The 13,916-nt window shown below is 68.6% G+C and carries 12 protein-coding genes and 2 tRNA genes; 5 read left to right on the top strand and 9 right to left on the bottom strand.

The genetic code is table 11. The annotated features are described in order from the left end of the window. Nucleotides 1–109: 109 nt before the first annotated feature. Nucleotides 110–364, top strand: a complete 255-nt coding sequence (gene crgA, locus G3I56_RS08895; protein WP_164315848.1) for a cell division protein CrgA — start codon at nt 110–112, stop codon at nt 362–364. Between the two features lie 287 nt (nt 365–651). On the opposite strand, the gene G3I56_RS08890 is transcribed toward crgA, so the two are convergent. Then, on the bottom strand, nt 652–1,548 hold the full coding sequence (locus G3I56_RS08890) for a rhomboid family intramembrane serine protease (protein WP_164408340.1): 897 nt from the start codon (nt 1,546–1,548) through the stop codon (nt 652–654). Between the two features lie 166 nt (nt 1,549–1,714). After that, entirely contained in the window at nt 1,715–2,248 is a 534-nt protein-coding gene (locus G3I56_RS08885) for a peptidylprolyl isomerase (RefSeq protein WP_164408339.1), read from the bottom strand. A gap of 389 nt (nt 2,249–2,637) precedes the next feature. On the opposite strand from G3I56_RS08885, the gene G3I56_RS08880 reads away from it, so the two are divergent. Further along, nucleotides 2,638–3,342 (top strand): DUF5324 family protein, encoded by a 705-nt coding sequence (locus tag G3I56_RS08880; RefSeq protein WP_164408338.1) that lies wholly within the window; start codon nt 2,638–2,640, stop codon nt 3,340–3,342. 168 nt (nt 3,343–3,510) lie between these two features. Here the strand turns inward: G3I56_RS08880 and G3I56_RS08875 are convergent, their stop codons facing one another. Together G3I56_RS08875 and G3I56_RS08870 are read right to left on the bottom strand one after the other, a co-directional pair. Beyond that, on the bottom strand, nt 3,511–4,032 hold the full coding sequence (locus G3I56_RS08875) for a GtrA family protein (protein WP_164408517.1): 522 nt from the start codon (nt 4,030–4,032) through the stop codon (nt 3,511–3,513). 495 nt (nt 4,033–4,527) lie between these two features. Further along, a tRNA-Ala gene (locus G3I56_RS08870) sits at nt 4,528–4,600 on the bottom strand. A gap of 182 nt (nt 4,601–4,782) precedes the next feature. Between G3I56_RS08870 and G3I56_RS08865 the strand changes: the two genes are divergently transcribed. Together G3I56_RS08865 and G3I56_RS08860 are read left to right on the top strand one after the other, a co-directional pair. After that, nucleotides 4,783–5,331, top strand: coding sequence for a hypothetical protein (locus tag G3I56_RS08865; RefSeq protein WP_055528159.1), 549 nt, complete (start codon nt 4,783–4,785; stop codon nt 5,329–5,331). Nucleotides 5,332–5,618: 287 nt separating this feature from the next. Continuing rightward, entirely contained in the window at nt 5,619–7,541 is a 1,923-nt protein-coding gene (locus G3I56_RS08860) for a serine/threonine-protein kinase (protein WP_164408337.1), read from the top strand. A 1-nt stretch (nt 7,542) separates the two neighbouring features. Here the strand turns inward: G3I56_RS08860 and G3I56_RS08855 are convergent, their stop codons facing one another. Further along, nucleotides 7,543–8,895, bottom strand: a complete 1,353-nt coding sequence (locus G3I56_RS08855) for a hypothetical protein (RefSeq protein ID WP_203689483.1) — start codon at nt 8,893–8,895, stop codon at nt 7,543–7,545. 289 nt (nt 8,896–9,184) lie between these two features. Further along, nucleotides 9,185–9,313, bottom strand: a complete 129-nt coding sequence (locus G3I56_RS43675) for a DLW-39 family protein (RefSeq protein WP_003999697.1) — start codon at nt 9,311–9,313, stop codon at nt 9,185–9,187. A gap of 349 nt (nt 9,314–9,662) precedes the next feature. Here G3I56_RS43675 and G3I56_RS08845 point away from each other — a divergent pair, with 349 nt between their 5' ends. Then, nucleotides 9,663–10,001 carry a DUF6344 domain-containing protein gene (locus G3I56_RS08845; RefSeq protein ID WP_164408335.1) on the top strand — a complete coding sequence of 113 codons (339 nt, stop codon included), beginning with the start codon at nt 9,663–9,665 and terminating at the stop codon, nt 9,999–10,001. 151 nt (nt 10,002–10,152) lie between these two features. Here the strand turns inward: G3I56_RS08845 and G3I56_RS08840 are convergent. The 3 genes from G3I56_RS08840 to gyrA all read right to left on the bottom strand — a co-directional run bounded on the left by G3I56_RS08840 (nt 10,153) and on the right by gyrA (nt 13,916). Continuing rightward, nucleotides 10,153–10,226 (bottom strand) — tRNA-Ile (locus tag G3I56_RS08840). A 144-nt stretch (nt 10,227–10,370) separates the two neighbouring features. Next, nucleotides 10,371–11,291: a DUF3566 domain-containing protein gene (locus tag G3I56_RS08835; RefSeq protein WP_164408334.1), complete on the bottom strand. Its 921-nt coding sequence runs from the start codon at nt 11,289–11,291 to the stop codon at nt 10,371–10,373. 18 nt (nt 11,292–11,309) lie between these two features. Continuing rightward, nucleotides 11,310–13,916, bottom strand: coding sequence for a DNA gyrase subunit A (gene gyrA / locus G3I56_RS08830; protein ID WP_164408333.1), 2,607 nt, complete (start codon nt 13,914–13,916; stop codon nt 11,310–11,312).

Raw genomic sequence — 13,916 nt, 5'->3', positions numbered from 1 at the left:
CTACGCTAACGGACGCCCGGGGGAGCACCAGGACTCCCCTTGTACGCTGCCCCGGAGCCCGACCCAGTTACCTGCGCGGCCACGCAGCGCATCGACAGGAGAGACCCTCGTGCCGAAGTCACGTATCCGCAAGAAGGCCGACTACACGCCGCCGCCCGCCAAGCAGGCGACGGCCATCAAACTGAACACCCGCGGCTGGGTCGCACCGGTCATGCTGGCCATGTTCCTCATCGGCCTGGCCTGGATCGTTCTGTTCTATGTGACCGACGGCAAGCTGCCGATCGACTCACTAGACAACTGGAACATCGTGGTGGGCTTCGGCTTCATCGCCGCCGGATTCGGTGTCTCCACGCAGTGGAAGTAGGGCTCTCCCCAGGGCCTTTCGCTGAGTTATCCACAGACAGGTAGCATTTTCCACACCCCGCCTGGGGAAAAGACGACGATCTGTGGATAACTCAGCGAGTGTTGACGCTGGTACGACTGGCACACCGGTAATCGCAAGCTTGTTCGCCCCCTGCCTGACCTGGGAAAACTCCAGTCGGTGACAGGGGGCACAGCTGTTCCCGCACACTGTGCACAGGCAGGGCCACGGACTGTGGACAACAGGCACTCAGTGACAGGCGGGATGGGCTGAACGGGCTGAACGGGCTGCTAGACGAGCTGGCCCGTGCGGATCAGGGTCATGACGACCACCGCGACCAGGACCACTCCACAGACGCCGTACTGGACCAGGGACCGGCGCTCGCGCGGGGCGTGGACCATGGCGTAGCCGATGACGACGCCGCCGACCAGACCGCCGATGTGGGCCTGCCAGGCGATGTTGCTCATCCCGAAGGTGAAGATGAGGTTGATCACCAGCAGGGCGAGGATCGGCCGCATGTCGTACTTGAGGCGGCGCATCAGGACGGCGGTCGCGCCGAAGAGGCCGAAGATGGCACCGGAGGCACCGAGCGACGGCTGGTTCTGGGCGGCGATCAGATACGTCAGCGCACTGCCCGCGAGGCCGGAGACCAGGTACAGCGCGAGGTAGCGGGCGCGGCCGAGAGCGGCTTCCAGGGGTCCGCCGATCCACCACAGGCTGAGCATGTTGAAGATGATGTGCATGGGGCTGCCGTGCAGGAACATCGACGTGAGCAGCCGGTACCACTGTCCCTCCGCGACGCCCTCCAGCGAGCCGTAGCTCTCGTAGTAGGCGCTGCCGACGAGTTCGAAGCGTTGCGTGAAGTCGTCGCCGATCGACAGTTGGAGCAAGAAGACGGCGACGTTGAGGCCGATGAGGATCTTGGTGAGGAGCCTGGGGTCGGCCGTGACGGTGCCGCCGGCCAGGGTGCGCGGCCGGGAGGCGTCGGGCGCGTGTCCCGTGCCGGAGCCGTTGCGCACGCATTCCGGGCACTGGAAGCCGACGGAGGCGCTGACCATGCACTCGGGGCAGATCGGGCGTTCGCAGCGGGTGCAGCGGATGCCCGTGTCGCGGTCCGGGTGGCGGTAGCAGGTGGGCAGGCTCTGGGCGTCCTGCGGTCCCGGCGGGCTGCCTGGCGCCTGATCCATGGGGTCCCCCAAATACGTCGATCCGTCGTTCCGTCGATGCGTCGTCCGTGCAGTGCACCGCCCCGCACATCCTTACGGATGGGCGGGGCGTTTGGTTCCCTGAGTTTTCCCTGCGGGGATCACTGCGATCCCCGGGGAAAAGAGGCTGTGGGAGGGCTCTGGGGTCTCAGCCCTGGCGCGTCTCGATGACGACCGACTCGATGACGACGTCGTTGACCGGGCGTTCGGTGCGCGGGTTGGTCGACGCGGTCGCGATGGTGTCCACGATCTTCTGGCTGGCCGCGTCGGTGACTTCACCGAAGATGCTGTGCTTGCGGGACAGCCAGTCCGTCGGGGAGACGGTAATGAAGAACTGCGAACCGTTGGTGCCCGGTCCGGCGTTGGCCATGGCCAGCAGGTACGGCTTGTCGAAGCGGAGGTCCGGGTGGAACTCGTCCTCGAACTGGTAGCCGGGCCCACCGGTGCCGTTGCCCAGCGGGTCACCGCCCTGAATCATGAACCCGCGGATCACCCGGTGGAAGACCGTGCCGTCGTAGAGCTTGTCCCTGGACTTCGTCCCCGTGCTCGGGTTCGTCCACTCACGCTCGCCGGTGGCGAGTTCGACGAAGTTCCGGACCGTCTTGGGCGCGTGGTTCGGCAGGAGCCGGACTTCGATGTCGCCGTGACTGGTCTTCAGGGTGGCGTAGAGCTGCTCAGCCACGATCTGCCTTCCGTTGTCCTCTTGTGCCTCCCAGATCCTCGCACGGTCCACGCCGAGCATCGCCCGGCGCCATCCTCCGCGCGAGAATCCGGCATATTCGCTCGCGCTTCGCCGCTTCGGAGAAAACCGGCCGAGTAGGCACGGGACGGGGACATGGCGCCGCGATCCGTGGCATTGTCGACGACAAGCTCCCGATGCCCTGAATTCATCGCTATTGCATGTGATCGTCATCCGCTGTCACATGCGATCGGTTCGGTACCGGCAGTCCCGCGCGTTCGGCCGTCCCTGACCCGGATGCCCGCCCTCACATGCCTCACGACGTATTGCCGGGCATGATCCGTAAAAGGGTGGAGAGTCGATAACCGTACGCCACCGACGAGGAGGAACCCGTGACCCGCATTGACAGCGTGCGTGCCGCTACCGGCTCGGCCAAGGACAGCGTCCTGCACGCCGCGGACGTGGTGGCTCCCTACGCCGACACGGCCAAGGACAGGGCCACTCAGTACGCACACGAGGCACGCGTACGGCTTGCGCCCAAGGTGTCCCAGGCTGCGGAACAGGCCCGTGTCCAGTACGGCGCGCATCTCGCGCCGCGGCTGGAGCAGGCCCGTACCCATGTGCCGCCGAAGGTCGACCACGCCGCCCATGAAGCCGCCGCCCGTACCGCCAAGGCCGCCCGCCAGGCCGCCAACTACACCGCGCCGCGCGTGGAGCGCGCGGTCGCGGCAGCCGGACCCGTACGAGAGGAAGCCGCCGCCCGCGGTGCCGCCGCACTGGCCGCGCTGCGCGGTCAGGTCACACCGCAGGAGATCAGGAAGCTGGCCCGCAAGCACCAGCGGCGGGCCCGGGCCGGCCGGCTCGCCAAGGGGCTGGCCATGGCGGGCATTTTGGCCGGCGGCGCCTTTGCCGCGTGGAAGTGGTGGGACAAGCAGGCCAACCCCGACTGGCTGGTCGAGCCGCCTGCCGCGACCGAGGTTCCCGAGGCGGGCCGCCTGACGTCCGTGGACGGCACTGGTCAGTCGGTCCTGGATCCCGAGGTCCAGGTGAAGGAGGCCGAGTCGGAGGCTGCGGAGGACGACGACAACCACCGCTGACGGTTCATGTGTGGTGCCGTTGCCGTTCATGACATCGCTGTGGGGCGGGAAGTCTGAGGACTTCCCGCCCCACAGCGATGTTTCACGTGAAACATGACGGCGTGAGGTGGCGGGACGGTGTTTCACGTGAAACACCGTCGGCGGCGATCCTCCGGCGGCGTCCCCTCGTCAGGAGACAGCCGAGACGGCCAGCCGGGTGCTCACCCTCAGACCGCCGATGCTCCTCAGGGCCGGTGTCCGGCGGATGTCGCGGCGGACCGGCTTGTTCCGGCCTACGGCGAAGACGAACAGGCGCAGGACGAGGAATCGGCCTATGCCGGCGAGGCCGGAGGCGCTGAGGTAGACGATCTGCTCGGTCAGCATGCCCGGCGAGGACTGGAGCAGGTGCAGGGCGAACATCGCGACGCAGGTGACGATGTAGGCGGCGGTGGCCGAGCCCGCCGACTGCCAGTGCTGGCGCCATCCGGCACGTCGGCCGGCCCCGAAGGTGAAGCGGGCGTGGAGTTCGGTGCACAGGATGGTCGAGGCGACCGTGATCAGCGCGTTCGCCAGCGCCCAGGGGATCGTCGCGGCGAGCAGCGCCACGGCACCGCTGGAGAGGAGTCCGACGCCACCGCCGCACAGAACGAACCGCGCGAAGGAGGCGAGCGGCCCGGGAGAGGCACCGGTTGCCTCCACCGTGCCGGACACCTCTGTGCACAGCGCGTCGCCGGTCGTCCTGGGCTTCGACGGGAGCAGCGACTTCACGGCGGTTTCCTTACGGGCGGCGGGTTGTGAACCTCTGTGGATCACGGGGATCAACCGGGTTCAACGATGCCGTCGCGCGCTCAGGGAAACGATGACGCGTGCTCCCCAACCGGGGGTGTGGCCAGCCCTACCTCCAATGCCCGGGAGGCACCACCGGGTGGGGCGACAGCCGTCCGTACGACGGCCTCAACTCCCCTGTTCCTCGCAGGATGAGAGCCGGGGGAGAGCATCCACTGAGCAGCCTCTGACACGAGTACGGCAGAAGCACTCGTCCCGGCCACGTCCTTCCGCGTCTCGGAGGGGCGTGGCCGAGCCCGTTCCACCCGGGACCACGGCCTCGCACACCACACGCGGTCAACACCGGGCACCAGGAGACCGAGCGTTACGAAAAAATGCCCTCTGGACCGCGTTTCCGCAGTTCAGAGGGCATTTCAGATGTGGAGCCTAGGAGATTCGAACTCCTGACATCTGCCTTGCAAAGGCAGCGCTCTACCAACTGAGCTAAGGCCCCGAATGGAAGGCGTCCGCCCAGAACAACCAGGTACTGGTGGGCGCCGACGACAAGAGTACCGGGTCACCCCCGGTATCTCGCAAAAGGATTGGGGGTCCCCGTCGACGACCACTCTCCGTAAGATGCTCGACGTGGTTCGCTACAGCGAACCGCGGTATTTGGGGAAGCGATGGGGAGACGCAATGGATGCCGCACAGCAGGAAGCCACCGCAAGAGCGCGGGAGCTTCAGCGGAACTGGTACGGGGAGCCGCTGGGGGCGCTCTTCCGTAAGCTCATCGACGATCTTGGACTCAACCAGGCTCGTCTCGCGGGGGTACTGGGGCTGTCCGCGCCGATGCTGTCACAGCTCATGAGCGGCCAGCGGGCCAAGATCGGCAATCCGGCAGTGGTGCAGCGCGTGCAGTTGCTGCAGGATCTGGCCGGTCAGGTCGCGGACGGCAGCGTCAGCGCGGCCGAGGCGACCGAGCGGATGGACGAGATCAAGAAGTCGCAGGGGGGATCGGTGCTCAGCAACACCACGCAGTCGACGACGAGTTCGGGGGCGCCCACGGTCAAGCGGGTGGTCCGCGAGATCCAGTCGCTGCTGCGCTCGGTGTCCGCCGCCGGGGACATCATCGACGCGGCGGACACTCTCGCCTCGACCCACCCGGAACTGGCAGAGTTCCTCCGGGTGTACGGCGCGGGCCGCACCTCTGACGCCGTGACGCACTACCAGTCCCACCAGAGCTGAGCCGCCGGCCCGGCCGCCGACCGGGGGTTCGGCGGCCGGGCTACGGCTCAGGGGCACAAGCGGGGCGGGCGCACGAGACCAGGCTCGGACAAGCGGAGCACGCAGGCCACGACATGAACCCCGGGGGGCGGACAGCGGCAAAGGCAGGCGGGCAGGGAAACAGGTATGGAGACAGGTTCTGGGTGAGCAGGGTGACAGCGGGCTCCTGAGTGGGGTAGGAGGGGCCGTACCACCCGCCGGTCCGGAACCGACCGAGCGGTGATCCGAAGGGGGATCGACGCAGAGCCATGGGTGAGGTCTTCGCCGGCCGGTACGAACTGGCCGATCCGATCGGGCGTGGGGGAGTCGGCGCGGTCTGGCGCGCCTGGGACCACCGCCGCCGCCGGTATGTGGCCGCCAAGGTCCTGCAGCAGAGCGACGCCCACTCACTGCTGCGCTTCGTCCGTGAGCAGGCCCTGCGGATAGACCACCCGCATGTCCTCGCCCCGGCCAGCTGGGCCGCCGACGACGACAAGGTCCTGTTCACCATGGATCTGGTCGCCGGAGGCTCGCTCGTCCACCTGATCGCCGACTACGGCCCCCTGCCGCCCGCGTTCGTCTGCACCCTCATCGACCAGCTCCTCTCCGGCCTCGCCGCCGTGCACGCGGAAGGCGTCGTCCACCGGGACATCAAGCCCGCCAACGTGCTGCTCGAAGCGACAGGCACGGGTCGTCCGCGGCTGCGGCTGTCCGACTTCGGCATCGCGATGCGGCTGGGCGAGCCCCGACTGACGGAGACCGACTACGTGGTGGGCACGCCCGGTTACTTCGCCCCCGAGCAAATGCTGGGCGCGGACCCGGACTTCCCCTCCGACCTGTTCGCCGTGGGCCTGGTCGCGCTCTATCTCCTGGAGGGCGCCAAGCCGGACTCCAAGGCCCTCATCGAGTACTTCGCGGCGCACGGCACGCCCAGCGCCCCGCAGGGCATACCCGAGCCGCTCTGGCAGGTCGTGGCCACCCTGCTGCAACCGGACCCGCAGGCGCGGTTCCGCACCGCCACGGGCGCGCGCAAGGCCCTCGCCCAGGCCGCCGAACTCCTGCCCGAGCCCGGCCCCGACGACGAACTGATCGAGATCTTCGACCAACTCGGGTCCCTCCCCAAGGGCTTCGCCCCGACCGGCCCCCTCAAACCGGCCCCGGGCGTGACCACGAAAGGCGGCGCACGCACCGCCGAAGCCACAGGCAGGCCGGACACCGGCGCCGGACGCGACGAGCCGGACGGCCCGCACGCGGGCATGGAGACCGGCCCGGGAGCAGCCCGCCGCTACGACCCGTACCGCGAACCGAACCCGGACGGCACGCCCACCGGCCCGGCGACCGGCGGCACGCGCACAGGACCGGGACTCAGGCCGGCACCGGGAAGCATCTCCCCGCCGTCAGGTCCAGGTACGGGTGCCGTGCCCGCCAGGCCGGTCAAGGACCCCACGCCCTCAAGCACCGGTTCCGGTGCCGGGCAATCCTGGCATTCCTCCGGTGAGGCCCCGATCCGGCCCGGAGCCGATTCCGTACCGGGCCGTCCTCCGGGGCCGGACAGCGCGGGCGCTTTCGAACAGGGACCGCAGGCTTCATCAGCTCAGCCGGCCTACCCGGCTCCCCCCGCTCACCCCGCTCAGCGGAACGGCGCCCCGCCCCAGCCGGACGCCACACCTCCGCGGCCCCCTCACCCCCCGGCAGTAATCCCGCCCCAGCCGTCCAGCATGTCGGACACGGGGAGCTTCCACCTGCCCCCTCCCCAAGTCACCGTCCACTCCGGCACACCGCAGCACGAGCACGCCCACCACCGGCCGGCGCAGCCTCCCACTCCCCCCACGGCTGTCCCGCTCCCGGCGCCGGCCGCGGTCCACGTGCCCCCGCCCTTCGAAGTCCCGTCCTTCGGGACCCCGGCTTTCGAGCCCGCGCATGTGCACTCCCCCCAGCCGCACACACCCCGGACGGCCACCCAGACCCCGACCGCGACTGCGACTCCGACGCTGCGGCAGGACGCGTACGCCTCGTCCTCTGCTTACGCCGCCCGGTCCACGCAGGTCGCGCTCTCCCCGCAGGCGGTTCCGCAGCACCGCGGCCGGCGCCGTCAGCGTCGCCCCGGTCCGCCCGCGAAGGTGGCGATACCGGTCCTGTTCCTCGCCCTGGCCTGCTACGCCGTAGGTTTCTGGGCCCTGTTTCGCATCTGAGCTAGGCGCGTGCGGCCCGCCGCCGAGCGACCACCGTCCACAGTCCCAGGACCAGGACCAGCGCGCTCCCCGCCCCGATGCCGCTCACCGCGACGACCCGCATCGCGGCGCCACCGCCCCCGCGGCTCCGGTCAGCCCCGTCGGCTCCCGTACCGCCGGCCACCACGCCGGACGTCCATCCGCCGGCCGACGCCCGGTCCTGTGCCGTGACCGCGAAGGTGTCCCGGGGCACGGACTGCCCCAGATACCCGGGGGCGTCCTGTGCCGTACCGCTCACCTGCACTCGCAGCGTCAGCCCGTACGGCCCCGCGCCGAATCGTTCCGTCACCTGCTCGGCGAGATGGACGACGAGGTAGTAGGAGCCGGCGAAGCGCATCCCGCTCATCCGGTCGCCGACGCCGTAACGGTTGGCGTAGTCGACGGGTGGCAGCGGATCGAGGGCGGCCGAGCTCTGGCTGCCGTCATAGACGAGGCCCTCGTCGTCGACGTACCCGCGCGCGGGGTTGTAGAGGGACATGACGAGCGCGCTGCTGACGTACCCGGCGCTGGAACCACTGCTGGAACTGCCCAGTTCGACAACCGCATTGAGCTGTTGCCCCCAGTCGACCGGCACCTGGTAGAAAAGCGTCTCGCCGGGCGTGATGTCGTCCTGCCAGACTCCCTGCCCGACCGGGACGGCCGTGGCGAAGCCGCCGCCGCCCTCGCGGCGGACGGCGTCGCCGGGGAGCGGGTCGGGCGCGGCGGAGTCCCAGGACTCGGGTGACTCGGGAGCGGTCGTCGCCGCCTTGCTCACGAGGCCCGGCTCCGACACGTACGTCAGCTCCAGCTCCCAGTCGCCCGACGACGAGCCCGCCGAGTCGATGCGGTCCACGACCACGTAGTACGTACCGGCTTCCTGACACCCCGTCGTCTCGCCGTCGGTCACGCGTGACGCCCAGGCGGCGACCGGGTGCGGGCTGCGGGAGGCCCCGAAGCGTGTGCTGTCGTACGAGCAGGAGCGGGCGTCGGCGTCCTGCACGTCCACCTTGACGCCGTCGGAGGAGGACACCGTGGCGCCCTGTCTGGGGACGGCGGTGGCGGAGACGTACGCGTTCGACGTGGCGTCAAGTGCGAGGCGGAAGTAGATCCTTCCGTTGACCGGGAGGGTGGTGCGGTAGGTCCCGCCGGGTTCGAGTCCCACAGCGTCCGTGGTGCTCGCGGCGCCCTCGACGGTCTGGGCGCCCTCGGCGAAGTCGTACGCGTACGCGTCCGGCGCGGCGACCGCCTCGGAGACTGCCCCCGGGCCCGCCCCCATGCCCACCACAGCGCACAGCACCGCCGCCACGACCGCGCCACGCACCGTGCGCCGCCCCATCACGCGCCACCCCTCGTCATGCCCCGCCGTGCCCGAGCCGTCCACCGTCCGCGCCGCACCCGGGCACAGTCTCTGCCCGGACCGTCGCCCATCCTGCCCCGCCGGGCGTCCCTGCACGCCCTCAATTCGTACGAGCGCCCGAATCAACCCGCCCCAAGGTATTCAATTCGCCCCAGCAATCACTTCGTTCGCGGCGGCGAACTGTCCACCACCCCGGCCGCCGACCCCGACAACACAAAACCCCGACCGCGTCGGCGGCCGGGGTCTGTTCACAGACTGCTGTCGATACTCACGAACCCGTGGGCACGGAGTCGGTCGCCTCCGTCCACAGGTCCTGCTCGGCGCGATCCGCCTGGATCTGGCGGTACACGAGGAGCCCGCCGATGGCGGCCAGTGCGACCAGGAGAAGCTTCTTCACCGTGCGACCTCGTCTTTCCTTGACGTAGGGGACCTCTGGAGGCCGACTATACCCTTCGACCGAGACCGATCGGTGACCTGCGCCGGCCCCCAACTCCCCCCCGGCATACAGCAGTAGAAGCGGACGACACCGCTCCGATCGGAGGGTGATCACATCTCCACGTACCGTGACTATTCGCCCTACTGCACCCCGTTTTCCGCCCTCTCTTTCGCCTTTCACCCCTCCTGCACCCATCCGAGTGGTGTTCATCTGAAGATCGACGCGCCACGGGCGTCGGTCCACCACTTCGCAGCCTCCATACACATCATGAGGAAAGTACGCAAATCGCCCAACCTGAAAGTGAGGGGCAATGGCCCAGAACAAGGTCATGAAGCTGTGGACCGTCGTCGTCACCGCCTTCCTGGCGCTCTGCACGACGCTCGGCCTGATCACGACGACCGCCACCGCGGCGGTAGCCGAGAGCCACCCGGCGCGCAACTGCACCGCCCCCGCGGTGGTACCAACAGCCGACTGGGCCTGGTCCTACGCCCGCTCACTGCCCCCCACGATGAAGCAGCGCATCCGAGCCGAGGCCCACGGCTCCTCCCCGAGCTGCCGCCACCGCTCACCCGCGGACACGGACGCCGAGACGGAAACCGGCCAGGAGACCGGCACGGACGCCGAGACGGCGGCCCAGCCGCCATCCTGACCCCGCTCGCGGGACAGCCCACGCATGCCTCGCATGATCCTCGTGTGATCCCCTCCCCATGTAGCGGCGAACTTGCGTACAAAGCCACACGGAGAAGCACCAGGACAGACGAAAGAACCCCAACCATCTCTGGCTGGGGTTCTTTTCACTGTGGGGCTAACAGGATTTGAACCTGTGGCCTCATCCTTATCAGGGATGCGCTCTAACCAACTGAGCTATAGCCCCGCCGCGCTCTGCGGTGTATGTCCCGCGCGCTGACCTCTGAAGATTAGCGCACGACGCGGCCAGTCCCAAAATCGATAGTCGGGCGCCGGCCGAGGGGCGTTCGAGGACGCCCCTCACCTGCACTTCACCGGCTCACTGCTCAGTTCACTCGTCCTCGGCGAGCGTCAGCTCGATACCGCCGACGAAGCCCGCGGAGAGGTTGTAGATGAACGCGCCGAGCGTCGCCAGCGCCGTCGCGAGGACGACGTCGATGACCGCGATGACCGACGTGAACAACACGACGTTCTGGAGGGACAGGAAGGACTGGAGGTCGAAGCCGTTCGACTCGTTCGACCCCGTGGCCTCCGAGATCGTGCCGCCGACCGTCGAGAAGACGCCCATCGCGTCCATGACCATCCACAGGACCACCGCCGCCACGATCGTGCAGATGCCCAGCGCGATCGACAGCAGGAAGCTGACCTTCATCACCGACCACGGGTCGGCCTTGGACACGCGCAGACGTGCCTTGCGCGTACGGGGCAGGGTGCTCGCCCCCGTACGCGGGCGCCGTACGGCCCCCGCCGGACTGTGGGCCTGAGACTGCGCGGGCGCCTGGACCGGGGCCGCAGGGACTGCCGGAGCAGCGGCCGACGGGTAGGCCTGCGGCGGGTGGTAGGGCCCCGCGGGCTGCTGCGGCTGCCGCTCGCCGGGCAACGGCGACTGCTGCGGCGGCGCGGGCGCGCGCTGCGCGGAGGGTTCCGCCCCCGGCATGGCGCCCAGGGCTCCCGGGCCCTTGCCGACCCCGTACTGCTGGGTCTGCGGACCTCTGGCGTCCGTCACGGTTCCCCCCTGGGATCCTTGGGATCCCTGGGATCCATGTGTGTCTGGCGAGCCCTTGCCGGTCGTACGCGGCTTGATGGCCTGCAGGTTGGTCGTGTGCGGATCTGTCGCGCTCTGCGCGTCCCTCGCACCCTGCTGCCCATCGGTCGCACGCGCGGCGGAGCCACGACCGCCGCCGTCTTTGTCCGAACCGGTCGAGGGACCGGACGAACTGCCGGACGAACCGGCGCCCGTGGCTCCGCTCACGATGACTCACTCCTCGCGCTACTCCGGCGAGGACTGATCGCCCTCGTCCGTGCCGATGGTCGCGGTACCCTCGGCCGACTCGTCCACGGCTTCCTCGCCGTCGACCGCCTCGGCCAAGCTTCCCGCCTCGGCGTTACGTGCGATGCCGACCACGGCATCGCGCTTGCCCAGGTTGATCAGTTGGACGCCCATGGTGTCACGGCCCGTCTCCCTGACCTCATTGACCCGCGTACGAATCACACCGCCCGAGAGCGTGATGGCGAGGATCTCGTCGGTCTCCTCGACCACCAGCGCACCGACGAGAGAACCGCGGTCCTCGACGATCTTGGCAGCCTTGATACCCAGGCCGCCACGCCCCTGGACGCGGTACTCGTCGACGTTGGTCCGCTTCGCATACCCGCCGTCGGTAGCAGTGAACACGAACGTACCGGGTCGAACAACATTCATCGAGAGCAACTGGTCTCCCTCACGGAAGCTCATGCCCTTGACACCCGAGGTGGCACGGCCCATCGGACGCAGCGCGTCGTCCGTCGCCGTGAACCTGATCGACTGTGCCTTCCTGCTGATCAGCAGGAGATCGTCCTCGGACGAAACGAGTTCTGCTCCGATCAGTTCGTCATCGGAACCGTCCTCCGTCTCACGGAGGTTGATCGCGATGACACCGCCCGAACGCGGGGAATCGTAATCCTTCAGAGGCGTCTTCTTCACCAGACCGCCCTTGGTGGCCAGCACCAGGTAGGGCGCCGCCTCGTAGTCGCGGATCGCGAGGATCTCCGCGATCGCCTCGTCCGGCTGGAAGGCCAGCAGGTTGGCGACATGCTGGCCACGCGCGTCACGACCGGCGTCGGGCAGCTCGTACGCCTTCGCGCGGTAGACACGGCCCTTGTTGGTGAAGAACAGCAGCCAGTGGTGGGTGGTCGACACGAAGAAGTGGTCGACGATGTCGTCTTCCTTGAGCTTCGTGCCGCGTACGCCCTTGCCACCGCGCTTCTGCGAGCGGTAGTCCTCGGTCTTGGTCCGCTTGACGTAGCCGCCGCGCGAGATCGTGACGACGATGTCCTCTTCGGCGATCAGGTCCTCGATGGACATGTCACCGTCGAACGGAACCAGCTTGGAGCGACGGTCGTCGCCGAACTTCTCGACGATCGCGGCGAGTTCCTCGCTGATGATGCCCCGCTGGCGCACGGGCGAGGCCAGGATCGCGTTGTACTCGCGGATCTTCGCCTGCAGCTCGTCGTGCTCGGCGACGATCTTCTGGCGCTCCAGAGCCGCCAGTCGGCGCAGCTGCATCTCGAGGATGGCGTTGGCCTGGATCTCGTCGATCTCCAGGAGGCCCATCAGGCCCTCGCGCGCGATCTCGACGGTGTCACTGCGCCGGATCAGCGCGATGACGTCGTCGATGGCGTCCAGGGCCTTCAGCAGGCCACGCAGGATGTGCGCGCGCTCCTCGGCCTTGCGCAGCCTGAACCGCGTACGCCGGACGATGACCTCGATCTGGTGCGTCACCCAGTGCCGGATGAACGCGTCCAGGGACAGGGTCCTCGGTACGCCGTCCACCAGCGCCAGCATGTTCGCGCCGAAGTTCGTCTGCAGGTCGGTGTGCTTGTAGAGGTTGTTCAGCACGACCTTGGCGACCGCGTCCCGCTTCAGGACGATGACCAGGCGCTGCCCCGTACGGGACGACGTCTCGTCGCGGACGTCGGCGATACCGCCGACCTTGCCGTCCTTCACCAGGTCGGCGATCTTCTGCGCGAGGTTGTCCGGGTTGACCTGGTAGGGGAGTTCGGTGACCACCAGGCACTGGCGGTTCTGGATCTCCTCGACGTCGACGACCGCGCGCATCGTGATGGAGCCACGGCCCGTGCGGTACGCCTCCTCGATGCCCTTACGGCCCACCACCAGGGCACCACTTGGGAAGTCCGGGCCCTTGATCCGCTCGATCAGGGCGTCGAGGAGCTCCTCGTGGGAGGCCTCGGGGTTCTCCAGGTACCACTGGGCGCCGGACGCGACCTCGCGGAGGTTGTGCGGCGGGATGTTGGTCGCCATACCGACCGCGATGCCCGCCGAGCCGTTGATCAGCAGGTTCGGGAAGCGCGCCGGCAGAACCGTCGGCTCCTGGTTCCGGCCGTCGTAGTTGTCCGTGAAGTCGACGGTGTCCTCGTCGATGTCACGGACCATCTCCATGGACAGCGGCTTCAGCTTGCACTCGGTGTACCGCATGGCGGCGGCCGGGTCGTTGCCCGGGGAACCGAAGTTGCCGTTGGAGTCCACCAGCGGCATCCGCATCGACCACGGCTGCGCGAGACGGACCAGCGCGTCGTAGATCGAGGAGTCGCCGTGCGGGTGGTAGGTACCCATGACGTCACCGACGACACGGGCGCACTTGTAGAAGCCCTTCTCGGGCCGGTAGCCGCCGTCGTACATGGCGTACAGGACACGGCGGTGGACGGGCTTGAGACCGTCCCGTACGTCGGGCAGCGCGCGCGACACGATGACGGACATCGCGTAGTCGAGGTACGAGCGCTGCATCTCGGTCTCGAGCCCGACGGGCTCGACTCGCAGCGTGATCTGGCCCTCTTCGGGCGTGCCCGGACCAGTGGGGGAAAGAGGCGTCTCGTCGGTCAT

It is taken from the genome of Streptomyces sp. SID12488 (assembly GCF_010548275.1).
GTDB lineage: Bacteria > Actinomycetota > Actinomycetes > Streptomycetales > Streptomycetaceae > Streptomyces.
Note: the sequence above shows the minus strand (reverse complement) of the source record. Positions and strands in the feature narration are given on the sequence as shown.